This window comes from Halomonas campaniensis (genome assembly GCF_002211105.1).
In the GTDB taxonomy this organism is placed as follows: domain Bacteria; phylum Pseudomonadota; class Gammaproteobacteria; order Pseudomonadales; family Halomonadaceae; genus Vreelandella; species Vreelandella campaniensis_A.
Genome location: NZ_JPUA01000010.1, coordinates 146,818 through 170,293 on the forward strand (window position 1 = coordinate 146,818; position 23,476 = coordinate 170,293).

Annotated in this window: 22 protein-coding genes; 5 read left to right on the forward strand and 17 right to left on the reverse strand. The window is 55.4% G+C overall.

What is annotated here, in order from left to right; genetic code table 11:
* Nucleotides 1-5: 5 nt before the first annotated feature.
* Genes JI62_RS04145 through JI62_RS04160 form a run of 4 tightly spaced genes read right to left on the reverse strand, consistent with a single transcriptional unit; the run spans nucleotide 6 to nucleotide 4,215 of the window.
* Nucleotides 6-662 (reverse strand): gluconate 2-dehydrogenase subunit 3 family protein, encoded by a 657-nt coding sequence (locus tag JI62_RS04145; protein ID WP_088698960.1) that lies wholly within the window; start codon nucleotides 660-662, stop codon nucleotides 6-8.
* A complete protein-coding gene (locus JI62_RS04150) occupies nucleotides 659-2,347 on the reverse strand; it encodes a GMC oxidoreductase (protein ID WP_088698961.1) in 1,689 nt (562 codons plus the stop codon). The genes JI62_RS04145 and JI62_RS04150 overlap by 4 nt, the downstream gene beginning before the upstream one ends.
* 36 nt (nucleotides 2,348-2,383) lie before the next feature.
* Entirely contained in the window at nucleotides 2,384-3,283 is a 900-nt protein-coding gene (locus JI62_RS04155) for a hydroxypyruvate isomerase family protein (protein WP_088698962.1), read from the reverse strand.
* A gap of 47 nt (nucleotides 3,284-3,330) precedes the next feature.
* On the reverse strand, nucleotides 3,331-4,215 hold the full coding sequence (locus JI62_RS04160; protein WP_240513124.1) for a sugar phosphate isomerase/epimerase family protein: 885 nt from the start codon (nucleotides 4,213-4,215) through the stop codon (nucleotides 3,331-3,333).
* Nucleotides 4,216-4,541: 326 nt separating this feature from the next.
* Between JI62_RS04160 and JI62_RS04165 the strand changes: the two genes are divergently transcribed.
* Nucleotides 4,542-5,396 (forward strand): DMT family transporter, encoded by an 855-nt coding sequence (locus tag JI62_RS04165; RefSeq protein ID WP_088698964.1) that lies wholly within the window; start codon nucleotides 4,542-4,544, stop codon nucleotides 5,394-5,396.
* On the opposite strand, the gene JI62_RS04170 is transcribed toward JI62_RS04165, so the two are convergent.
* From JI62_RS04170 to JI62_RS04200, 7 genes are all read right to left on the reverse strand, one after another.
* Nucleotides 5,393-5,926 carry a DUF192 domain-containing protein gene (locus JI62_RS04170; RefSeq protein ID WP_088698965.1) on the reverse strand — a complete coding sequence of 178 codons (534 nt, stop codon included), beginning with the start codon at nucleotides 5,924-5,926 and terminating at the stop codon, nucleotides 5,393-5,395. The two genes, JI62_RS04165 and JI62_RS04170, sit on opposite strands and share 4 nt — an antisense overlap.
* A gap of 2 nt (nucleotides 5,927-5,928) precedes the next feature.
* Entirely contained in the window at nucleotides 5,929-7,077 is a 1,149-nt protein-coding gene (locus JI62_RS04175) for an ABC transporter ATP-binding protein (RefSeq protein ID WP_240513125.1), read from the reverse strand.
* Nucleotides 7,070-7,738, reverse strand: coding sequence for a molybdate ABC transporter permease subunit (gene modB / locus JI62_RS04180; protein WP_088698967.1), 669 nt, complete (start codon nucleotides 7,736-7,738; stop codon nucleotides 7,070-7,072). The genes JI62_RS04175 and modB overlap by 8 nt, the downstream gene beginning before the upstream one ends.
* Nucleotides 7,739-7,803: 65 nt before the next feature.
* Nucleotides 7,804-8,580 carry a molybdate ABC transporter substrate-binding protein gene (modA, locus tag JI62_RS04185; protein ID WP_088698968.1) on the reverse strand — a complete coding sequence of 259 codons (777 nt, stop codon included), beginning with the start codon at nucleotides 8,578-8,580 and terminating at the stop codon, nucleotides 7,804-7,806.
* Entirely contained in the window at nucleotides 8,567-10,042 is a 1,476-nt protein-coding gene (gene pyk / locus JI62_RS04190; RefSeq protein WP_088698969.1) for a pyruvate kinase, read from the reverse strand. Before pyk ends, modA begins: the two co-directional genes overlap by 14 nt.
* A 117-nt stretch (nucleotides 10,043-10,159) precedes the next feature.
* Complete coding sequence (locus JI62_RS04195; RefSeq protein ID WP_088698970.1) at nucleotides 10,160-10,648, reverse strand: ureidoglycolate lyase; 489 nt, start codon at nucleotides 10,646-10,648, stop codon at nucleotides 10,160-10,162.
* A gap of 190 nt (nucleotides 10,649-10,838) precedes the next feature.
* Nucleotides 10,839-11,669: a bifunctional allantoicase/(S)-ureidoglycine aminohydrolase gene (locus JI62_RS04200; RefSeq protein WP_088698971.1), complete on the reverse strand. Its 831-nt coding sequence runs from the start codon at nucleotides 11,667-11,669 to the stop codon at nucleotides 10,839-10,841.
* A 259-nt stretch (nucleotides 11,670-11,928) separates the two neighbouring features.
* On the opposite strand from JI62_RS04200, the gene JI62_RS04205 reads away from it, so the two are divergent.
* Nucleotides 11,929-13,371 carry a YfcC family protein gene (locus JI62_RS04205; protein ID WP_088698972.1) on the forward strand — a complete coding sequence of 481 codons (1,443 nt, stop codon included), beginning with the start codon at nucleotides 11,929-11,931 and terminating at the stop codon, nucleotides 13,369-13,371.
* Here JI62_RS04205 and JI62_RS04210 read toward each other — a convergent pair.
* The 6 genes from JI62_RS04210 to puuE form a co-directional block, all read right to left on the reverse strand.
* Nucleotides 13,368-14,096: an amino acid ABC transporter ATP-binding protein gene (locus JI62_RS04210; protein ID WP_088698973.1), complete on the reverse strand. Its 729-nt coding sequence runs from the start codon at nucleotides 14,094-14,096 to the stop codon at nucleotides 13,368-13,370. The genes JI62_RS04205 and JI62_RS04210 overlap by 4 nt on opposite strands.
* A complete protein-coding gene (locus tag JI62_RS04215; RefSeq protein ID WP_088698974.1) occupies nucleotides 14,077-14,733 on the reverse strand; it encodes an amino acid ABC transporter permease in 657 nt (218 codons plus the stop codon). The genes JI62_RS04210 and JI62_RS04215 overlap by 20 nt, the downstream gene beginning before the upstream one ends.
* Complete coding sequence (locus JI62_RS04220) at nucleotides 14,730-15,407, reverse strand: amino acid ABC transporter permease (protein WP_088698975.1); 678 nt, start codon at nucleotides 15,405-15,407, stop codon at nucleotides 14,730-14,732. Before JI62_RS04220 ends, JI62_RS04215 begins: the two co-directional genes overlap by 4 nt.
* A gap of 8 nt (nucleotides 15,408-15,415) precedes the next feature.
* Nucleotides 15,416-16,279: a transporter substrate-binding domain-containing protein gene (locus JI62_RS04225; RefSeq protein WP_205737484.1), complete on the reverse strand. Its 864-nt coding sequence runs from the start codon at nucleotides 16,277-16,279 to the stop codon at nucleotides 15,416-15,418.
* A gap of 322 nt (nucleotides 16,280-16,601) precedes the next feature.
* Nucleotides 16,602-17,477, reverse strand: coding sequence for a MurR/RpiR family transcriptional regulator (locus JI62_RS04230; RefSeq protein WP_088698976.1), 876 nt, complete (start codon nucleotides 17,475-17,477; stop codon nucleotides 16,602-16,604).
* Nucleotides 17,478-17,499: 22 nt separating this feature from the next.
* Nucleotides 17,500-18,435 carry an allantoinase PuuE gene (puuE, locus tag JI62_RS04235; protein WP_088698977.1) on the reverse strand — a complete coding sequence of 312 codons (936 nt, stop codon included), beginning with the start codon at nucleotides 18,433-18,435 and terminating at the stop codon, nucleotides 17,500-17,502.
* Nucleotides 18,436-18,772: 337 nt separating this feature from the next.
* Here puuE and JI62_RS04240 point away from each other — a divergent pair, with 337 nt between their 5' ends.
* The 3 genes from JI62_RS04240 (at nucleotide 18,773) to JI62_RS04250 (ending at nucleotide 22,546) form a co-directional block, all read left to right on the forward strand.
* Complete coding sequence (locus tag JI62_RS04240; protein WP_088698978.1) at nucleotides 18,773-19,528, forward strand: aspartate/glutamate racemase family protein; 756 nt, start codon at nucleotides 18,773-18,775, stop codon at nucleotides 19,526-19,528.
* A gap of 151 nt (nucleotides 19,529-19,679) precedes the next feature.
* The gene (locus tag JI62_RS04245; RefSeq protein WP_088698979.1) at nucleotides 19,680-21,038 is read left to right on the forward strand and encodes an NCS1 family transporter; all 1,359 of its coding nucleotides are present in this window, start codon (nucleotides 19,680-19,682) and stop codon (nucleotides 21,036-21,038) included.
* 29 nt (nucleotides 21,039-21,067) lie between these two features.
* Nucleotides 21,068-22,546 carry an NCS1 family nucleobase:cation symporter-1 gene (locus tag JI62_RS04250; protein ID WP_088698980.1) on the forward strand — a complete coding sequence of 493 codons (1,479 nt, stop codon included), beginning with the start codon at nucleotides 21,068-21,070 and terminating at the stop codon, nucleotides 22,544-22,546.
* Nucleotides 22,547-23,476 lie beyond the last annotated feature (930 nt).

Sequence of the window (23,476 nt, forward strand, 5' to 3'; positions counted from 1 at the left end):
CTGAATTAGGTTGCCCAGGCAGGCTCGCCGTTATAAGGCGCGCAGCCGTCATAGCGGCCTGGCACCGCTTCGTAGCGTAGGACTTCCGTCGCGCCGACTTCTGAAGTAAAGAAACCAAACAGCGTTAGCTGCTTCATCATGGTGAAGTAGTGTGGAAGCGCATCTTCGCTCTCCACATGCTCCTGTGATGACTGGTTTTCTGCCGTTTGATTTTGCGCGGTCTGGGTTTCTATCGTCAGTGCTTCAGCGGGGGTTGGCTGTTTGCGGGCCTGCTGCCGGGCGTGCGCCATCGCTTCGCGATCCAACTCGGTGATGAGCTCTAACCGCTGCTCGCCACTTAACGCCATAAAATCACGTTGGTAAGCCGCTCGGCTGCGCGCCTCAAGCTGCGCCAAACCAAAATAAAACACTTCTCTTTCTGAGGGCGTATAGCAGTCGCTGACGAACAGGGCCATAAACTCCCCGACGCCAGCATCTTTGGCGCCAGGGGTATCGGTTCTTGGTAGAATGGTTTCGGCAAGTTCGTCCAGTCGCTCTACATCCTGGCTGCTAAAGGGGTGACCTGACTGACCAGCATCGCTAAAGGCAAATAGGGATTTGCCTCCGATCATGGCTGTACCGGTCGTCAGCGCGATCATTTTGAGTAATTCGCGACGATTCATGACAAATTCCCCCGCTTCAGCTCTTCCACGGCATAATCCACCGCCCGAGCGGTAAGCGCCATATAGGTTAGAGAAGGGTTCACGCAAGAGGATGACGTCATGCAGGCGCCATCGGTGACAAACACATTGGGCGCGTCCCACACCTGGTTATGGCTATTGAGTACTGACGTTTTCGGGTCACGGCCCATCCGCGCGGTGCCCATTTCATGGATCCCCATGCCTGGCGCGTAATCGCCTACGTCGCCTTTGACGTTCTTCACGCCAGCGGCCTCTAGCAGATCGACTGCATCTTGAACCATGTCCCGACGCATATCGCGCTCGTTTTGCTTGAGCTCAACGTCGATCGACAGCACCGGCAGCCCCCATTTATCGCGAACGCTATGATCCAGAGAAATACGGTTATCGTGATCGGGCAGCATTTCGCCGAAGCCCGTCATACCGATCGTCCAACCGCCTGGCTGGGTGAGTGCTTGCTTTAAATCAGCGCCGATATTGAGCTCAGCAATTTCGCGATCCCAGCCCTCGCGGCTCGCCGCGCCTTGATAACCGAACCCGCGCACATAGCTTCGCTGCTCATCGCCTACGTTGCGAAAGCGCGGAATGTAAAAGCCCGCAGGACGGCGTCCGAAGTAGTATTTGTCGAGATAGCCTTCCACTTCGCCACTGGCACCGCAGCGGAAGTGGTGATCCATCACGTTGTGACCCAGTTCGCCACTACTGCTGCCCAAGCCACCTTCCCAGACATCGGTGGCGGAGTTCATCAAAATCCAGGTGGTGTTGAACGTAGACGCATTGAGGAAGATGACATCAGCGGTGTACTCATGGACTTCATGGGTCTCAGCGTCAATCACCTCAACGCCCCGCGCCCGCTGACGGTCTTTGTCGTACAGCACCTGGCTGACAATCGAGAATGGTCGTAACGTTAGATTACCTGTGGCCACCGCCGCGGGAAGCGTAGCGGACTGGGTGCTGAAATAGGCACCAAAAGGGCACCCCAGCCAGCACTTATTACGGTATTGGCAATTGACGCGGTTTTGCTCTGGCTTTGGCTGGGTAATATTGGCCACCCGGCTGTGGATAAGATGGCGCTGCCCGCCAAAGGCCTCTTTAATGCGCTTGGCCGCATCCTCTTCCACACAGTTAAGCGGTATTGGAGGCAAAAACTCACCATCGGGAAGGATATCCAGCCCCTCATGGGTGCCTGCGATACCGGCAAAGCGCTCCACATAGTCATACCAGGGGGCGAGATCTTCGTAGCGAATCGGCCAATCAATGGCGATGCCTTCCCGCTGGTTGGCCTCAAAATCCATCGGGCTGAGCCGGTAGCTTTGCCGACCCCAAAGCAGAGAGCGCCCGCCTACGTGGTAGCCGCGAAACCAGTCGAAGCGCTTCTCTTCTACGTAGGGATTGGCCTGTTCATCCGCCCACATGCCCAGGGTGGCTTCATTAAGGGGGTAGTCGCGCTTGAGCACAGGATATTTAGCGATCATTTCCTGGGTTGGCTCATTACGGTGGGGGTAATCCCACGCCTCTTTGTCGGCATTGTGGTAATCCTTTACGTGCTCAATATTGCGCCCACGCTCAAGCAGCAAAACCTTTAGCCCCTTCTCGGTTAGCTCTTTAGCAGCCCAACCGCCGCTAATGCCTGAGCCAACCACGATGGCATCGTAGTGATTATCTGGCATGGTCATTTTCCTTACTGTGTTGTTTTTAGAGTCGAATCACACGTCGCAGAGCTGAATAGCCGCCTGCAGTGATTCTATTTTTGCCTGTTGGCTAGTCCGGTCAGGGATAAATTCTTGGGCGATATAGCCCTTAAAGCCGGTATCTCGAATAGCGCGACAAATCGCGGGGTAGTTGAGCTCTTGGGTGTCATCTATTTCATGCCGCCCCGGCACACCGGCCGTATGGTAATGGCCGAAAAACGGGTGGTTTTCACGGATGGTGCGAATGACATCGCCTTCACTAATCTGCATGTGATAGATGTCGTAGAGCAGCTTGAAGTTGGGTGAATCAAGACGACGGCAAAGCTCAATTCCCCAGGCAGAGTTATCGCAAAGGTAGTCGGGGTGGTCGATTTTGCTGTTAAACAGCTCCATCTGTAGCACCACGCCTTTTGCCTCTGCTTCGGCAAGAATCTGCTTCAGTCCCGTTTCGGCATTTTGCAAACCCTGTTCAGGGCTCATGCCCCGAGCATTGCCGCTAAAGCAGATGAGATTGGTGTAACCCGCTTGGCTGACCAGATCGATATGGTTGAGATAGCGCTCAACCAGCTCGGCATGAAAGCGGGCGTCGCCCCAGCCATCCTCAAGGCTCAACTCGGCACCATTACACATGGAGGAGTCGAGCCCGTAGCGCTGAAGCACAGGCCACTCTTCGGGCCCCACCAGATCAATCGCCGTAATGCCCAACTCAGTTGAAAGCTGGCAAAGCTCTTCTAGAGACAGAAAATCGAATGTCCAACGGGCGACTGAATGATGGATATTGCCTTTTAGTGCCTGCTGGGAAGGCGTATCGTCAGCTAGGGCTTGAGATCCAAGCAGAGGTAGCGCCGCCAGACCAATAGAACCAGTCACGCTGTGGCGCAGCAGGCTACGCCGATCAATAAGGTAGCGCTTCATAAAGTATCCTCGCGTTCGTCATCTAAATGAGATGGCCTAGGCGTGCATTACTCTTCTCGAAGCGCTGTCAGTTTTTCCTCTAGGAAACTATTTCCCTCGGTAATCACCGCTTCAGCGTCTAGCGGCATATCGTGTTCGATGATGTACCACTCAACATCAGCGGCCTCGATGGCGGGCAAGATTGCATCCCAATCCAGTACACCTTCCCCGAGTGTAGCGAAACCGCCCTCTTCTTCGGCGGTGCCTTCTGGAGCATTATCTTTGGCGTGTACAGCAAACAGTTGCCCATCGAAACGCGTTACGTACTCTGCCGGGTCAAACCCACCCCGCGCGATCCAGGCGAGATCCAGTTCTGCCAACAGGTCAGATCCAGCAGCATCAAACAGATGCTCTAACGCGGTTTTACCGTCATACACTTCCATCTCGAAATCATGGTTGTGGTACGCCAAGCGCAACCCTTCGGCATCTAGCTCAGCGGCAATATCACCAAGCTCTTCACCCAGCGCCTGCCACCCTTCGGCATCGCTAGGCCGGGCGTCCTCGGCTAGATAAGGCATTGTTAAAGTGTCGTTACCCACCGCCTGATTAAAAGCCACCGTTTCATCTAAGCGATTGCGCAGGTCGTCCAACTGCACATGGCTTGAGATCACTTCAAGCGCATGCTCTTCTAACAGTGCATTGAGCTCTTCGGCAGTCACTTCCTGGGTGCCCACCGTTTCAATCGCCGAAATACCCGCCCTATTTACAGCGGCTAGCTGTTCTTCCAAGCTGCCAAAATCCCGCAGTGTGTACATTTGCACGGCGATGGGCAGCTCTGCTGAACGGTCTTGAGCTTGAGCAAAGCCAGGTACACTCAGCGCCGACAGCGTCACGGCACTGGCAGCCAATAGCGCCTGTGAACTCATGCGTTTTAAGCGTCGTGGGGTATCCATATCCACCTCGTTGTTGTTGGATTGTTATAGGTTGTGAGAGCGCCGATGCAAAAATGTAATCGGTTACATTTTTTTAGATCATCTCAGTAAAATGTGCAAGCCAGCACTCTTTTTTACCACGTTAAAGATGCCAAAAAGGGCTTAATACTCCGAGAAATCTATTCACAACCAATTGGTTATAAACGACATATAGGCTATTAAAGAAAAACCTAATACTTTGGTATCAAGCAGCTGCAATGCTTAACAGCTACTCATAGCACTATTATTTCTGCCGTCTCCCAAGCTGATACAATGGCTATCGTTTTCCTTTACTAACGGACATCAACGTGCCCCTACGCGATTTGCTGCTCGGCCTGTTTGTGATCGCCATTTGGGCGCTGAATATTATTGTGATCAAGGTCGGTGTGGCGGAGCTTCCGCCGCTATTGATGACTACCCTACGCTTTACGCTGGTCGCAGTATTGCTGGTGCCCTTCTACCCAGTAGCGCGGGCACAACTGCCGTTTTTGCTGCTGCTATCCGTCACCTTCGGGAGCTTGCACTTTGCCCTTCTATTTATTGGTCTGGGCCAGGCAGAAGCGGGGACGGGGGCGCTGTTAGTGCAGATGGGAACGCCCTTTGCCACGCTATTAGCGGTGATCTTTCTAAAAGAGAAGCTGGGCCCCAAACGCATTGTCGGGCTGCTACTCTCTTTTGCTGGGGTAGTCGTGCTGGCCGGCGGACCAACGCTGCCCTCTCCGCTGCCACTGGCGATCCTGTTGTGCAGTGCCATGGGCTGGGCGGTGTCGCAGCTGTTGATCAAGCGCGGCCCGCCCATTGCGCCGATGGCGTTGGCAGGCTGGGTGGCGCTGTTTGCGGTGCCGCAGGTAGCGCTGGGTTCATGGCTATTTGAGAGCGGTCAGTGGCAGGCGATTAAACAAGCGAGCTGGTTGGGCTGGGGAGCGATGATTTACACCGCCGTAATGTCGTCGATTGTCGCTTACGGGATTTGGTACGCGCTGTTGCGCCGCCACCCGGTTAATCGCGTGGTACCCATGACGCTACTGGTACCGGTATTGGCGGTTGGCCTAGGCGCGCTGTTAATGGGCGACAGCCTAGGCGTGCATAAGCTAGCCGGGGGCGGCTTAGTGGTCGCGGGTATCGCCTTGATTGTGACCCGATTTCGCCGTCGCCCAGTTTAGTCTGCGGGTTGGCAGAAACCGGCTTCGTCAGGAATGGAAACACAGTCCCCTACGTTGATACCGCGCTCGGCAAAGTAACCGCCATTCACCTCTAACGCTGAGTGGTAAGCCGCACCCGCCGGATAAGAGGGGCAGTCGCTCGGCGACGAGGATTCGCAGGGCTGCATGGTATTAATCGCCACAATCCGCCCATCACTATCGATAAAAGCAATATCCAGGGGAATTAGCGTGCGATACATCCAAAAGGCATTGTTAGCGGACTGCTCGCTCTCAAAGCGAAATAGCATGCCACTTGCTTCAGGCAAGCTCTCGCGCCCCATTAAGCCGCGTTGGCGCTGGGAAACCGTTTCCGCCACCTCAACCTCTAAACGATGTGGGCCCCCATCGCTGTGAATAGCCAGCGCCAGCGTCTGCATCGCTTTCGCCGACGTCTGCCCCCAGGCAAATGAGCTAAGTAGCGACATCGGCAATAGCGCCGTCAGTGGTAACAGTAAAGACGCCTTAAGCAGCGTGCGACGCGTGGGATCCATGCTTACTTCCTTTTGTCATGCGCATCTGCGCGAACTTGATGGCCTGGCATCAGATGGATGCCTGCCGCCAGTAGCGAAACGTTCACCACAGCACCGCGGGTTAACTGGTTACGCCGTGCGGCATGAGTGGCGATATCGAAACGTAACATATCGCCATGATGGACGCGCAGTGAAACTGACGTAATCCCCCCAAGCACCACTAACTCTTCTACCGTAGCAGCCAGCGGATTCTCCCGCTCGCCGTATGAAGGGCGGTCGCGGCGATGGAGCACAATATCCGACGGCGGCAGATACCAGGCCACGGTTTCACCCAGTGGCAGGTTGACGATCCCCTCGGCAACTTCCAAGTACGTCTCCCCCCATTGCAGCCGCGGCTGGCCCTCTACGTCAACGACGACACCTTCAAACAGGTTGTGCCGGTCTAACAAGCGAGCAATCAGAGGTGACGCGGGGCGTCTAAACAGCGCCTCGGGAGCTGCTTGCTGCAGGCTGGCACCGTTATGTAACACGCAGATTTGATCGGCAAGTGCGGCAGCTTCTTCCAGGTCATGGGTGACCAGTACAATGGGAATTTCTATCTGCTGACGCAGCAGCGCCAGTTCGCGCTGCAACCGCCGGCGGGTCACTTGATCCACCGCCGAAAACGGCTCATCGAGTAATAGCACTTTGGGGTCGCGGGCCAAGGCACGTGCCAGCGCCACCCGCTGGCGCTGGCCACCGGAAAGCGCATTGGGGTAGCGCTTGCCCAGCCCGTCTAAACGCACCTTGGCGAGCCACTGTTCGGCCTGTTCATGGCGTTGCGGTTGAGGCAAGTGGCGCAGAGGAAGTTGAATATTTTGCGAAGCGGTCAGGTGCGGAAATAGCGCATAATCCTGAAACACTATGCCAACCTGTCTACGCTGGGGCGAGAGTGAATGCTTACGTTCGGCGTCAAACCAAACCTCGCCAGCGCACTCCACCCGCCCGCTCTGGGGGCGATAAAGCCCGGCAATGGTGCGCAGCAGCGTGGTTTTTCCGCTACCCGATGGCCCTACCAGCGCCAGCAGTTCACCGGGTTGGCAAACAAACTCGGCGGCCAGTGGAATCGGCCCCGTTTGATTGACCGATACGCGTAGCCCTGCGCCTAGCCCTGCGATGCGCGAATCAGCCACGGATCCACCGCCTGCGCCCGGCCAGCCCATAGACGAGCCCCAAGGTAATAAACGATACCAGCAGCAACAGCGCCGACATCTGTGCAGCACCCTGTTCATCGAAGGCCTGGACTCGATCATAGATGGCAATGGCGAGAGTGCGGGTTTCACCATCAATAGCGCCACCCACCATCAAGATGACGCCAAATTCGCCCAGCGTATGGGCAAAGGTGAGCGCTGCGGCTGACATAATGCCGGGCCACACCAGCGGCAGCTCAATGCGCAGCAGCGTCTGCCAGGGGCTCAACCCGCTGCACCAGGCCGCTTCACGCAGGTTGTGGGGCACATGTTCAAAGGCGCGCTGAATGGGCTGCACGGCAAACGGCAAATTGGCGATCAGGGAAGCCAGTAATATGCCCGTGAAGGTGAAATTCAGCCCGCTGCCGGTTATGTTTGCCCAAAACGAGCCCACTGGCGCGTCGCGGCCAAAGCTCAGCAACAGATAGAAACCTAATACGGTAGGTGGTAATACCAGCGGTAGTGCGATCAGCGCTTCGCATAGCCCTTTGCCGCGGAAACGCGCATAGGCCAGAGAGCGGCCTAGCCAAATGGCAATGGGCAGTAAGATGAGACAGGTAAATGCCGCAAGGCGTAACGAGACCGAAAGCGCCGACCAATCCATTAAATGTCATCCATTAAGAAGCGATCTTCATTCGACGCTAAAGCCATTATTCGGCGTTAAAACCCTTATTCAGCGTTAAAACCATAGTTACGCAAAATGGATTGTCCCTCATCCTCTTGCAACCACTGATAGAAGGCCGTGGCAATCTCTCCAGCCTGGTTGGTCAGTACCATGCGCTGGCGAAGCGGGCTATGCCAATCCTCAGGGATGAGTACGTACTCACTTCGCTCACCTAGTGTGGGAGCCAGCGCCAAGGAGTAAGCCACCAGGCCACCGCGCGCATCGTCGGAAAGCGCAAACTGTGCCGCCTGGGAGACGTTTTCGCCCAGTATTCGCAGCGGCTCTGTTTGCTCCCAAAGCCCGGCGTGCTCAAGCGCCTGCTGCGCCGCCACGCCATAGGGCGCATGTTCGGGGTTGGCCAGGGCGATGCGTTCAGAAGCACCCGCCTCTAACGCGGCTTGCACCGCTTCAAGCGGCGCCTCCTCGTTAGGTAAATCACCTCGCTCTGCGCGCTGCAGCCACACTAACCGGCCAATGGCGTAAATCACGCCCTCATCTTGTGTGTAGCCCTCTTCATAGAGCGCTTGAACGTAGCGCTCGTCAGCAGAGAGATAGAGCTCAAAGGGCGCGCCCTGGGCAATTTGACGGCGAAAGTTGCCCGACGAGCCAAAGTTTAGCCGCAGGGCGTGACCGGTTTCCTGCTGAAACTGCTCGGCGGCTTCGGTCAGCGCAAACTGCAGATCAGAGGCCGCCGCCACGATAGGCGCCCCCGCCTGTGCGGGGGCGCCTACCAGAAGCAAACAGGTTAGCAGCCACCCATAGATTACTTTAGCTTTTCGCATGCTCGTCAGTAATCTCCATTACCTTCATGGTATTGGTGCCACCATGGGCGTTCATATGGTCGCCGCGAGTCAGGATCACATGGTCGCCTGGTTTGGAGATGCCGGTCTTCACTAGCAGCTCCAAGGCACGATCGTTTAGCTCGGTGGCGCTCATTTCGGAGGTATCAAACGGCAACGAAACGACGCCGCGGTAGAGCGCCATACGACGCTGGGCGATAGGGTTATGTGCTAAACCAACAATCGGCAGGCCCGAACGAATGCGCGAAGCGATCAATGGCGTATAGCCCGATGAGGTCATACAGGCAATCGCGGTAATGCCGGTCATATGGTTGGCCGCGTACATGGCGGAGAGCGCGATGGTCTCGTCAGGGCGGGTAAAGCCCTCATGAATACGGTGACCGGACTCCTGGGCGGTTTTTTCCCGCTCAGCTCCCAGGCAAACGCGTGACATGGCTTCCACGGTTTCCAGCGGGTAGTCGCCCGCGGCGGTTTCCGCTGAGAGCATGACCGCGTCGCTGCCATCCAGCACCGCGTTGGCCACGTCAAACACCTCAGCGCGGGTGGGTAGTGGCGCTGAAATCATGCTCTCCATCATTTGCGTGGCGGTAATCACCGCTCGGTTCAGCGAGCGTGCTCGCTTAATCATGCGCTTTTGCACGCCGACCAGTTTGGCATCGCCAATTTCAACGCCAAGGTCGCCCCGCGCTACCATCACCGCTTCAGAGGCTTCGATAATGCCATCCAGGGTGGCGTCATCCGCTACGGCTTCGGCACGTTCGACTTTGGCCACCAGGCCAATCTCTTTTCCTTCCTCGCCCAATAAGCGGCGTGCTTCGAGCATATCTTCAGCATGGCGTGGGAAAGAAATGGCCAGGTAGTCGACGCCAATTTCAACGGCGGTCTTAAGGTCTTCTTTATCTTTTTCGGTCAATGCCGGAGCTGAGAGCCCGCCGCCCTGTTTGTTGATGCCTTTATGGTTAGAGAGCTTGCCACCCACGACCACGGTGGTATGCACCTGTTGGCCGTCAACGCGGGCCACATCCAGCACTAAGCGACCGTCATCTAGCAGCAGGCGATCCCCGGCAGTAACGTCTTTCGACAAGGTTTTATAGTCGCAGCCCACCTGATGGCTATCCCCTGCATCGCCATCCAGCGCCATATCAAGAATAAACGGCTGGCCCTCTTTGAGCACCACAGCCCCATCTCTAAACCGTGCAATACGAATTTTTGGCCCCTGCAGATCCCCTAACACCGCAACGCTGCGGCCTAGCTGGGCGGCAATTTCACGCACCTCGGTTAGCCGACGGCGGTGATCATCCGCTGTGCCATGGGAGAAGTTAAGACGCACCACATCGACACCCGCCTTGAGCATGGCTTCCAATACGCCTTCCCGGTCGCTGGCAGGCCCAAGGGTGGCGACAATTTTGGTACGACGGATCGTGGAGAAGTGCAGTGCGTTCATAATGTTCCAACCATGCAATTTAGCGTGTAGTGACTTTTATTAAGTAACTCTATTAGTAACCCTAGCTTACCAGTTTAACGCGCTCTATATGACAGCAGTGCAACGCAGGGGGTGGGGTTAAGTCAACGTCACGGTGATCGCGAGAGAAAACTCATCGCAATTATTGCCATCACCGCCCCGATCCACTACCAAAAACTCGCCTTCGCGCTCCAGCACCGATTGAATGGCGTGCCAAGTGCCTGCGCGGTAGTTCACGCCTTGGCGGCCATCGGTGACGAAAGCCCGCACGTCTGCAGGGTTAATATGCTCCCCTGGCGGGGCTACCACCACAATAAAGCGCTCCTGATGCAGCGGCATAAACGCCTGACTGCCCTGGGGATGGCGCTCTAAAAACGTTAGCTCCAACGGCAGGGTAATCGGCTGGCTCACGAAGATATTAATCAGCGTGTGAGCGTTTTCGCCCAGGGTTTCCACCTTGGCAAGATCGTGGTGGCGCTGAGTGCGCCCGGCATTGATGGGAAACGAAGCGGAGGTGCGTGCATCAATCACATCGCCAAAAGGGGCGAAGGCTTCAGCCGTTAGCGGCTCGGCTTTTAGTTCTAGCATAGAGTTATCCTTGAAAGCTAACCTTGAGATATATCTCAGTCGAGGGCAGGCCTACGAGGAGGCGCTGTGAACCCATCCTTGGGCGCTACCTACCCCATCTGACCGCCATGGATGGCGGAAATGCCGAGATTGCAGGGATGCACTTCTCGGCCATGGCGTAGAACCTCCTCTTCGGCCTGCCCTCGCCTTCTTATCGTGCACTTAGGCGAAGAGAGGCATGGCGATTAACATCTTTGTACAACAGGTACCTAAATGGCCCTGGGCCAGCGGCGTAGCAGGCCTGGGGACAGAAGGCGCGTAGCCACATAAAATCCCCAGCTTCTACTTCTACCCAGTTTTGATTCAGGTGGTAAACCGCTTTACCTTCGAGCACGTAAAGGCCGTGTTCCATGACATGGGTTTCATCAAAAGGAATCACGCCACCGGGCTGGAAGGTCACGATATTAACGTGCATATCGTGGCGAACATCCGCAGGGTCGACAAAGCGCGTGGTGGCCCAGCGCCCTTCAGTGCCCGGCATTTCGATGGGGGCAATGTCCTGCTCGTTGGTGACAAACGCCTGTGGTACCTCAAGCCCTTCCACAAACTCATAGGCCTTGCGTACCCAGTGGAAACGTACCGGCGCGTTAGACTCGTTGCGCACCTGCCACGAACTGCCCGGAGGAATAAACGCGTAGCCGCCGGGCTGCAGGGTGTGGCGCTCACCTGACAAAGTAAGCGTTAACTCACCTTCCACAATAAACAGCACGCCTTCCGCCTGGGGATCAGGCTCAGGCTTATCGCTGCCGCCCTGGGGCTGGACTTCCATAATGTACTGGGAGAATGTCTCGGCGAATCCTGACAACGGCCGCGCCAGCACCCATAGCCGCGTGCCTTCCCAGAACGGCAGATTGCTGGTGACGATATCGCGCATCACGCCTTTGGGGATCAGCGCATACGCTTCAGTGAATACGGCGCGATCAGCGGTGATTTGCGTTTGCGGCGGGTGCCCGCCGGTGGGGGCGTAGTAGTTAGCTGGCATTTTTAAACCTATTTGACTTAGTAAACACACTCGTTACTCATCTTGTATACAAGATTAGCGAACCACAATAAAGCGATCTTTAGCGCGATCTTTAGCAAAGGCCTTGTGAAACACTCCTCCCAATAGTAACTTCTTTAGAAACTTTCGTTTCACAATTCTAAGATCATACGAGCATGTCCAAAAACAGCAACCTCGGCGCGGCGTGACGCCCGCTAACCGCTGCTCAGGTCAGCTACTTATAACAAACGCGAGGCATAGCATGTCCCAACACACCCCCTCTTCCCCAGATAGCCCAGCGCCCAAGAAAAGCTGGTGTCGGATCCCTGATATCTACGCGGTGCTGTTTGTTTTTATCGCCTTGGCGGCGATAGCGACGCATTTTGTGCCAGCCGGGCAGTTCGAGCGTGTGCCTGGCCCGAATGGGCGTATCACTATTGACCCAACCTCTTATGAACAGATCGCTTCCTCACCGATTGGTATCGTCGACTTTATGCTGGCGATCCCTAATGGCTTGATGAGTGCCGGCGAAGTTGTCTTTTTCACCTTCATGATCGGCGGTATGTTTATGGTGCTAAGGCGCACCGGGATTATTGAAATAGGGGTGGATAAGCTAACGCGCCGCTTTGCGCGACAGAGCCTGCTCACTATCCCCGTGTTGATGACGGTTTTTGCCCTAATCGCCACGGTAATCGGTACCCAGGAATTGGCGCTGGTCTATGTGCCAGTCATCCTTCCATTGATGATTGCCTTGCGCTTTGATTCAGTCACCGCCGCGGCGGTGGCACTTTGTGCTACCACGGTCGGTTTCACCACGGGGGTGCTCAACCCCATCAATACCGGCCTTGGGCAGCAACTCTCAGATCTTCCTCTCTACTCCGGTTATGGCTTGCGCGCCATGGCGTTTGTGGTGATGTTAGCCGCGGCCATTTTCTTCGTTATGCGTTACGCCCGCAGGGTGCGCCAGACACCTTCGCTTAGCCTGCTGAGCAGTGACACTAGCGAATCCGAAAAACGCTCGCTTTATCAACATGCTGACAATAGCCCTGCCTTAATCGCCAGCGTTCGCCAGAAGTTGGCTGCCATCGCCACCTTCGCCTTCTTCGCGGTACTCGTTTATGGCGTGCTGCAACAAGGCTGGTTCATGATGGAAATGGCCGGCCTGTTTATCATCATGGGCATCGTAGTTGGCCTTATTGCGGGTCTCGATACCGATGAAATATGCGCAGGCTTCAACCAGGGCTTCCGAGACGTGCTGGTCGGCGCCATGATCGCCGGCGTCGCCCGGGGCGTTGCCGTGATGCTGGAAGATGGCCAGATCATGGACACGCTGGTGTTTGGACTTGGCAACCTTGTTGGAGGCCTGCCCACTCTGCTGTCGGCGATTGGCATGTTCTTCGCCCAGCTAGGCTTCAATTTCATTGTCCCCTCCGGTAGCGGCCAGGCCCTGGTCACCATGCCGCTGATGGCACCGCTCTCCGACATCATCGGCGTTACCCGCCAAACGGCGGTGCTAGCCTTCCAGCTTGGCGATGGCATCGGCAATATTCTCTATCCAACATCAGGCTACTTTATGGCGACCCTGGCGCTGGCAGGTGTGCCGTGGCAAAAGTGGGTCAAATTCTTCTTCCCACTTTTTTGCGTCTGGATAGTGATTGCCCTGGGCTTTCTTATTTTCGCCCAGGCAACCCAGTGGACCGGCTAGAGCACGGCAGAGATAAACTGTTTTAGCTCCGGCGTTTGTGGGTTGCTGAATAGCTCGCTGGGGGCGCCCTCTTCATGGATGCGCCCCTGGTGCATAAACACCACACGGTCGGCAACGTCACGGGCAAAGCTCATTTCGTGGGTGACTAGAATCAGCGTCATACCCTCTTTTGCCAACGCTTCGAGCACGCGCAGCACTTCCCCGACCAGCTCAGGGTCAAGGGCTGACGTCACCTCATCGCAGAGCATTACCTTGGGGCGCATGGCCAGTGCCCTGGCAATCGCCACCCGCTGCTGCTGCCCACCGGAAAGCTGCGCCGGGTAGGCATCGTATTTGTCGGAGAGCCCCACTTTCTCGAGCACTTCGCGGGCGACTTTCTCGACCTCGGCTTTCACCTCGCCACGCACCACCAGCGGCGCCAGGCAGACATTTTCCCCCACGGTTTTATGGGGAAACAGGTTAAAGCTTTGGAATACCATGCCGACGTTTTCACTCAGCTCTTTAGGCGACATTGACGCCGCATCCAGCTGCTTATCGGCAATGGTGATCTGGCCGCTGTCATGCTTTTCCAGCTGATTCAGGCAGCGCAGCAGGGTACTTTTACCCGAGCCACTGCGACCAATAATCGCCACCACTTCGCCTTGGGCAACCGAAAGGTTAATGCCTTTCAGCACTTCCAGGTCGCCAAAGGCTTTATGCACGTTATCAACGTAAACCAGCGTCATAGAGCTTTTTCTCCAGATAGCGCGCGTAGCAGGAAAGGGGGTAGCACAGCGCGAAGTAAAGCAGCGCCACAAGGGCAAAAATGGTGAAGGGTTCGAAGGTGGCGTTATTTAGCATGGTGCCCGCCTTGGTCAGCTCGACAAAGCCAATGATGGAGGCCAGCGCCGTGCCTTTGATGACCTGTACCGAGAAACCCAAGGTAGGCGGAATCGAAAGCCGCAGCGCCTGAGGCAGAATCACATGGCGCATGGTCTGGAAGTAGTTCATGCCCAGCACCCGCGCCGCATGCCACTGCCCTTTGGCCACTGCTTCCAAGCAGCCGCGCCAGATGTCACATAGGAAGGCACTGGTAAACAGCGTCAACGCAATAGAAGCCGCCAGCCAGGCAGAGATCGGATGCCCCATGGCGGCAGCACCAAAGAAGATCAAGAACAGCTGCATCAACAGCGGCGTACCTTGGAACAGGTCGACATAGAGAGACGTTAAGCGCTGCAGCCAGCGGTTGCTGGAGAGGCGCATAAAGGTCAACAGCAGCCCCACCGTCGCACCGCCCACAAAGGCAATCAGCGACAGCACAACGGTCCAGCGGGTTGCCAGCAGCAGGTTGCGCAGAATGTCCCAGAAGGTGAACTCAATCATCGCTGTTCTCCTTGCTGATAGGCGAATACCCGCTTGCCCACCAGCATAAAGCTGCGCCGCATGCCGAAGGCAAGGAGCAAATAGACCAGCGTGATCAGCAGGTAGACTTCAAAGCTGCGGAAGTTGCGGGACTGGATAAAGTTAGCGGCATAGGTGAGATCGAATACCGAAATCTGCGACACCACCGCCGAACCCAGCATCACAATGATGGACTGACTGATCAGTGCCGGGTAAACCCGCGCAAAGGCAGGCACCAGCACGATATGGCGATAGCTTTGCAGCGTGGTCATGCCCAGTGCACGACCGGCTTCCAACTGCCCCTTGGCCGTGGCACTAATACCGGCGCGTAAGATCTCGGCGCTGTAAGCGGCCAGGTTGAGCGTCATGGCAATAAACGCCGCGGTAATGGCGTCAATTTTAATGCCGAGCCCCGGTAGCCCGAAGAAAATAAAAAACAACTGCACAATAAAGGGCGTGTTGCGGGTCACTTCGACGTAGCCGCCTAGCCCCCAGCGCACCCATGGCTGTGCGTTGACACGTAAATACGCCACTGCCACCGCCAGCGCTAGCCCCGTCAAAGTGGTCACCACGGTCAAAATGACCGTGGTGGTAAGACCTTTGAGAAGCTGACTGACGTAGGGCAACAGGGTAAGGAAATCGAGTGTTGGCCCCATGCTAAGCCTCAGCTACCGAAGTTTTCAGGCAGGTCGGCGCTGAACCAGCGCTGAGATAGCTCGTTCAAGGTGCCATCTTCCAGGCCTTGGGCAATCAGACGATTTACTTCTTCCATTAGCGCTGGCTCGTTTTTATTCATGCCCACGTAGCAGGGGGAGTCTTTGAGCTGGTAAATCAGCGAAGGCGCACGGTCGCTGTTGCGCTCGGCGATCTCGGCGGCGACTACGTTACCGGTGGCCACGTAATCGACCTGGCCGGAAAGGAACGCAGAAATGGTAGTGGCATTATCTTCAAAGCGCTGCACCGTGGTGGAGTCTGGGGCAATCTCAGAAAGCTCCATATCCTCCACGGCACCGCGGGTCACACCGATGGTTTTGTCGGCCAAGCCTTCCGGGCCATCCACGCTTTCATCTTGATCGGCGCTGAATACGCCCAGAAAGAACGGCGCATAAGCGTCGGAGAAGTCGATTGCCGCTTCACGCTCAGGGTTTTTACCCAGGCTAGAGATCACCAAATCCGCCTGCCCAGTTTGCAAATAGGGGATACGGTTAGCGCTGGTAACGGGAATCAGCTCTAGCTCAACGCCCATTTCATCAGCGAGGTATTGCGCCATATCAATATCGTAGCCGCGGGGCTGCAGGTCGGTACCTACCGAGCCAAAAGGCGGGAAATCTTGCGGGACAGCGACCCGGATGGTGCCGCGTGATTCGATATCCTCTAGCGCATCCGCCTGAACGTTTGGGCTAGCGGTAATAGCACCGAGGGCACCGAGGGCAACGACGGCACTCAGCCCTGTGGCTAAAACACCGGACTGTAGGCGTTTGAACTGGCTAGAAAAAGAGTGATTGAAGCGGCGCGATAGCGATTTCATGGTGTTCTCCTAATAAGAGCAACCTGACAAGGGCATGTCGTTCAGTCAGTAGCCGTAGCGGTATTAGTTAGGGATGCAGAGCGAGTGAAAGCTTTGTTGCATAAAATCTAACAAAGAAACTTTCGTTTCACCCGATCACCTAATAGCAACAGCGATACCAGAAGTAGCTAACATTTTTTAGAACAGCAGCTTAGCGGGCACGCGAAGCCACAACGCAGCGATTGCCGCGCTGAGAAGAGGATTTAAAAGGAGAGAGATGCAATGTGTTGGTGCAGTTTTCATCCACCAACAGGACGAGATGCACCATGAAAGGAGGTCTAGCCTATTGAGCGCTCCAATCCACGCTCATAGTCGGCGCTTCCAGCTCGCTAAGCTCAGAGTAAACTTCACTGATCGCGCTGATTCGCTCTCGACCTTCGGCAAGACGACGGTGCAGTAAACCGTTGGCAATCAGGCAGATCAGGCTATTGGCAGCGGCGTAGCTATCAAACGCCGAGAGGCTTTCCAGCGGCGTTTCAAAAAACCACGTTACCTGTGAGGCGAAATTGACCGCGGTGGGGTCAGCCAGCAAGGCTACCTTGGCAGGTGAGCGCTCAAGTGCATTGATTAGCGAAGCAAAGGCCGCTGGACGGCGGCGAAAACCAAACAGCACCACCACATCCTGCTCGGTGAGATCGACAATCTCTTCCGCTAACGACTGATTAGGGTGAGGCACCACTCGCACCTGGGTGCGCGCCTGAATCAACTGCTGGCGAAAGTGCAGCGCTAGCGGGTAGCTGTTACGAAAACCGATCACGACCACATGACGCGCGCTATCCAACCGCTCTACCAGTGCAGCAAATTGATCCGCCGCAATGCCGTTCAAGCAGCGCTGCAGGTTATCCTGCTCCCGCTGCAAATGGCGCTGGAACGGCGCCCCGACCTCTTCCTGCATGGCGTTGGGGTCGATCACCAACGGCACGCCCAGGTTACGTAGCTGGCGGGCGTGGTCTTTAACGGTGCGATAGCTCTCAAACCCCAGCCGCTTGAATAGGCGGCTAACCGTCGATTTGGATACCCCGGTCAAACGCGCCAAATCAGCGGCGCTATACACCGCTAGATCATCAAAGTGATCGAGGATAAAGCTCGCCACCCGCTGCTCCTGGGCAGTTAGCGCGTCAAACTGGGCGGTAATTCGCTGTCCGATATGCGGCGTCATAGCATCCTATTAAGCTACTTTATTAACGAGTGGCAGGGTGGTGCTCTGCCCAGTGACGGGCAATATCAACCCGCCGAGCCACCCAAACGCGGTCATGGGTTTCGATGTAATCCAAGAAGCGCTGCAGCGCGCGAAAACGACCGGGACGGCCCAACAAGCGACAATGCATGCCTATTGATAACATTTTGGGCGCCTCCTCCCCTTCTGCGTAAAGTACATCAAAGGCATCGCGCAGGTAGGTAAAGAAGTGATCCGCCGTATTGAAACCTTGCGGCGCGGCAAAGCGCATATCGTTGCTATCCAGCGTGTAGGGCACAATCAGGTGGTTGTGGTCACTGCCCTGACTATCGGTCACCTGCGTCCAGAAAGGCAAGTCGTCGCCGTAGTAGTCGCTATCGTAAAGGAAACCGCCTTCATCGAGTACTAAACGCCGGGTGTTGGGACTATCGCGACCGGTGTACCAGCCTTGAGGTTTTTCGCCGTAAAGGCGCTGAAAAATCTCCATGGCCTGCTGTAGATGCTCACGCTCAACGTGCTCAGGCACTTCCTGATAGTGAATCCAGCGGTAGCCGTGGCAGGCGATCTCGTGACCCAGTTCTTTAAAGGCCATAGCCACATCCGGATTGCGCTCCAGCGCCATGGCAACGCCAAACACCGTAAGCGGCAAACCGCGTTTTTCAAACTCGCGCAGAATGCGCCACACCCCGGCACGGGAGCCATACTCGTAGATCGACTCCATGCTCAAGTGGCGATCCGGGTAAGCCGGTGCGCCGATGATTTCCGACAGGAACTGCTCAGAGCCTGAGTCACCGTGCAACACGCAGTTTTCGCCGCCCTCCTCGTAGTTGAGCACAAACTGAACGGCAATTTTGGCCTTGTTGGGCCAGTTGGCATGGGGCGGGTTGCGTCCATAACCGATTAAATCGCGGGGATAGTGCCCCTTAGGTGATGACGACATAGCGAGCTCCTTGATTCATACAAACCATTCATACAAAACCATTCATACAAACCTGGGCAGATCACTGGCAAATAGCCGCCCAGTAATACACAAAATAATTTGTATACAAAATAGCGACATTCATAGCCTACCGCAACGCGGTCGACCGCTAATCCCCTGACCCTAATAGCGTTTCTCAATTTAAAAGGCGTTAAGCCATTGAATCCTGAACAAATGGTCAAGTTTTCTCAGCCGCTTTTTTATCGCCGATTGCTGGTTAGCCCCTTGCGTCACGAAAAAAACCGCCCTATTTTTGTATACAAGAAATGCCATATTGTTTACACACGGAATACCTATCGTGCATATACGCATTATTAACCCCAACACCACGGCCTCCATGACCGCTGCTATGGGGCAGGCAGCACAGCAGCAGGCGGGGCCTGGCACCACGGTTAGCGCTTCACAGCCGGACGCTGGCCCGGTTTCGATAGAAAGCCATTTTGACGAAGCGATCAGCGCGGTAGGGGTTGCCGAAGAGGTGCTTAAAGGCGAACGCGAAGGCGGCATCGATGCCTACGTGGTGGCCTGTTTCGGCGATCCGGGCTTGCTCGCTGCCCGCGAACTCACCCGCGCACCGGTGATTGGCATTGCCGAAGCGGCGTTTCATCTCGCCACCCTGGTGAGCACCCGTTTTTCTATTGTGACCACCTTGGGCCGCACCGGCATTATCGCCGAGCACCTGTTGCAACAGTACGGCTTTAGCCACCACTGCCGTCGTATACGTGCTGCGGAAATCCCGGTGTTGGATCTTGAGCATCACCCTGACGCGGCGTTTACCCGCATTGTTGAAGAGTGCTGCCGCGCCAGGGATGAAGATGGCATTGGCGCCATCGTTTTAGGCTGCGGCGGTATGGCGAATTTGACTCAGGAGATCAGTCGCGAAGTGGGCCTGCCGGTAGTGGAAGGAGTCACCGCCGCGCTGAAACTGGCGGAGTCACTGGTCAGTCTGGGTCTACATACCAGTAAGCATGGAGACCTTGCCTACCCGCGACCAAAGACCTTCACGGGTAAGTTTTCCGAGCTTTCTGACCTTGCACTACCGCTTAAGTCATAACCGCTATAAAAAAACAGTCATGACTTCAAACATTTAATAACAAACGAATAGCAACACGAACGTCCAATAGCACGCCACGCCGCAAGCGTTGCCTGGGGATTCCAAATACCCAAGCTGCCAATAAAACCGATAATCTTGCGAGGACGACATCATGAGCGCTTCACCCTCGGCTCTTGCGTCAGAAGAACGATCCGATGACGGATCAAAAGCACTAGGGGCAGAAAGCCTGGCCCCACAACACACCCGGATTATGGGGCGAGGCTCCTATTTTCTGGCGTGGTTCGGCGGCTGCGTTTCCATCGGCACCTTTGCCATGGGCTCAAGCGTGGTCGGCACCCTGAACCTGTTACAAGCCACCCTGGCCATTGCCATCGGCTGCTTTGTGATCGGTATTGCCCTGGCCATTAACGGGGCCGCGGGCTACAAGTACGGCATTCCGTTTATGGTGCAAGCGCGCAGCGCGTTCGGCTTTACGGGCACGCGCTTACCGGGCTTGGTACGCGCAGTGCCAGCGGTAGTGTGGTACGGCTTTCAAAGCTGGATTGGCGCCGGGGCACTCAATATGGTGTCAGCCACCCTGTTCGGCTTCGACAACCTTATCTTCTACTTTATTACCTTCCAGTTTCTGCAAATTGGTCTTTCGGTAATGGGCTTCCAGGGCATCAAGTGGTTAGAGAATATCGGCAGCGCCTTTATCCTCGCCTCATTGATGTACATGTTCTACGCCACGGTGCAGCGCTATGGCGATGAACTTTCCGCTAGCCTGCTGACCATGGAAGGCTCCTGGGGCATGCCCTTCTGGGGCGCGACCATGCTCTTTTTGGGCATCTACAGCACCATGATGCTTAACGTTAGCGACTACTCCCGCGAGCATAAAAAGGGCACGGCGCAGAGCCTGCTGACCACTATCTACGCCATGTCGATTCTGCCCTGCACGCTGTTTATGGGCTTGATCGGCTATATGGTTTCGCAAGCCACTGGCACCGCTGACCCTATCCAGGTGTTCGCCAACGCCGTGGACAACACCCCGCTGTTAATGACCACCCTGCTGTTCATCGCCTTTGCCCAGGTCACCACCAACGTGCTCAACAATGTGGTACCGCCCACCTACGTGCTGATGGATGTATTCAAGATCAAGTTTTCGGTCGCCACGGTGATCGTTGGCTTGCTGGCCTTCGCCACCTTCCCCTGGAAGTTGGTGCAACCGGGCTCTGCGGCAGGTCTGCAGCTATTTGTGCAGACTTACTCCGCCTTTTTAGGCCCCATCTTCGCCATTCTGGTGGTCGATTATTATGTGATTCGCCGCCGCACGCTGGATATCAATAAGCTGTATGACGCCAACGGCCCCTACCAAGGCGTGAACTTAGCCGCTTTCATCGCCACGGCGGTGGGCATTGTGGCGGCGCTCTCTTTCTCGGCGATCTCGTGGTACGCCAGCCTGATACCCGCAGGTGTTACCTACTACCTGCTTATGAAGTACTGGGCTCCCTGCCAGCGCTTTAGCCAGTAACTCCATTCGGCAACCGAAGAGCGAATAAGATGAAAGAGAGTAACGACGTTAGTGACCTGGATATCAAACACATCGATCCCACGCTCTATAACGAGGATCTTGCGCCGCTTAAACCCCAGGATCGTAACTGGGGCGCGTTTGAGATATTTAACGTTTGGTCTAATGATATCCAGAGCCTGTTTGGTTACACCCTGGCGGCCTCGCTGTTTTTAACCTACGGCCTGAACGGCTGGGCGGTCATGGCGGCGATTATTCTGGCGGGCGTGATCGTAATGTTTCTGGTCAACCTCACCGGTAAGCCCAGCGTTAAATACGGCATTCCTTTTCCGGTCATGGTGCGCGCCAGCATGGGCGTCCGCGGCGCCAACCTACCCGCGATGCTGCGCGCCATCGTGGGGATCTTTTGGTACGGCGTGCAAACCTACTTCGCCTCCACCGCCGTCACCCTACTGATTACGGCGTTTTTTGGCGCAGGCAATGGCAGCACCTTCCTGGGGCTTTCCGGTGTGGCTTGGGTGTCGTTTGTGATTGTGTGGCTGTTTCAAATCGCGATTTTCTGGCAAGGCATTGAGCGCATTAAGCACTTCCTCAACTGGGCGGGCCCGCTGGTCTACGTGGTGATGTTGGTGCTGATGATCATTGTTTGGTATCAAGCGGGCAGTGAGCTGATCCCCGCCATTGGCACCATTTTCAGCGGTGGCAGTGAGACCAGCGGTAGTTCAATCGCGGCCTTTATGGCAATTGTGGGCACCATGGTGGCGTACTTTGCAGCAGTGGTAATCAACTTCGGTGACTTCACCCGCTTTGTAAAAACCGAACGCCAGATGAAGCTCGGCAACCTGTCGGGCTTACCGCTGAACGTGGCGTTCTTCTCGTTTATCGCGTTGATTATTACCGCCGGTACGCTGGTGCTATTTGGCGAGGCGCTGACCAACCCCGCCGATATCGTTGAGCGAGTGGATTCGCTGCCCCTGACGATTGTCGCCGCACTAACCTTCTTCGCCGCCACGGTAGGCATCAACCTGGTCGCCAACTTTATTCCCCCCGCCTACGACTTGGCCAATCTTTTTCCCAGCAAAATCAGTTTTAAAATGGGCGGCCTGATTACCGCGGTGATTGCGTTCTTTGTCGGCGCACTATGGCTTTCAGTCATCAGCCAGATTGGTGTGCCCGGCTTTGTAAATGCGCTAGGCGCCATCGTCGCGCCCTTCTACGGCATTATCGTGGTCGACTACTACCTGATTAAGCGCCAGCACCTGAACATGCAGGAGCTCTTCTCATCAGCACCGGGCAGCGCCTACTACTACGTAAACGGCTGGAACACCCGCGCCCTTATCGCCTTTGGCGTGGCAGCGCTGTTCTCGCTTTCTACCGTATTAGTACCCGCACTATCCAGCCTGGGCGGCTACGGCTGGCTGATTGGTGCGGGTCTGGGTGGGCTGTTCTACTACGGTTTGATGCGGCAGTTTAAGGCTGCGCCTGCATATGTTGAGCAGAAGGAAAGTTAAGTAAAATTCGACACTAAAGGTTCAAAGCTACCGAAGCACGAGGGGGAAAGAGTCAATTATTTTCAGAACCGCCGGGCTAAGCCCGGCGATATTAATACCACTGAGCCAACTCAAAAGCAGATGTCTACTAATCCACATAGAACCAACACCTTCACCAATATCCTGCGATATTATTTATGGAGTACTATCTTTACATCCTGTATCGCCCCAATTGCGCCATCAGCAAAGCGGATTGTCGCCAGTACGTAGGAGTCTGTGGCATAGCTGTTCAAATAACAATCTACTTCGATACGATCACCATTATTAATCCAGCTTAGCCGGGCTTTTCAATATTTGGGGAAGTTAAAAGTAATATAGCTAAATGACCCGCCAGCCTGGCAATCTAGCCTTAGGCTTAAAGAAATGTAAGCCATCTCTTACAAAAACACTTTTTACATAGATTCAGGTCAATCGAAGCTGAAAATTTCAGGTAGCATACGAATACCATAAAGAGAGATGAGCCGATACATAAGATAGGCCATCCCGGCGAGTGATAGATTGGTTAGAGATCACTGGAAGCTCTAGCCGAAGGTAAATCCTCTCTTCTCGTGAATCGTCATTGGCATTACCTATTGCTTGCCCTCAAGATATTGAGGGAAAACGCTCTTTGGGATTAACCAGCCGCTTGGGGTCGCCAGGATGGCCCGCCTAGCGTATACACCACTTTCTGCATCACCACAGTCAGCCAACTTAACCGGGCGCTTAATTACCTTTGTATCGTTTTTTTGCCTGCAATACCTACTACGTAAGGCGAGTGCATGTTTCTGGATGCCTTTTTAAATAGCTACCAAAAGACTAGGAAGTGCTCCAATAATTTTCCTAAGACCTGAATTCAACTAATAAGTGCAGCACCTGCGGTTTCTAGTGCTCTTGAGTATTCACCTAAGAACA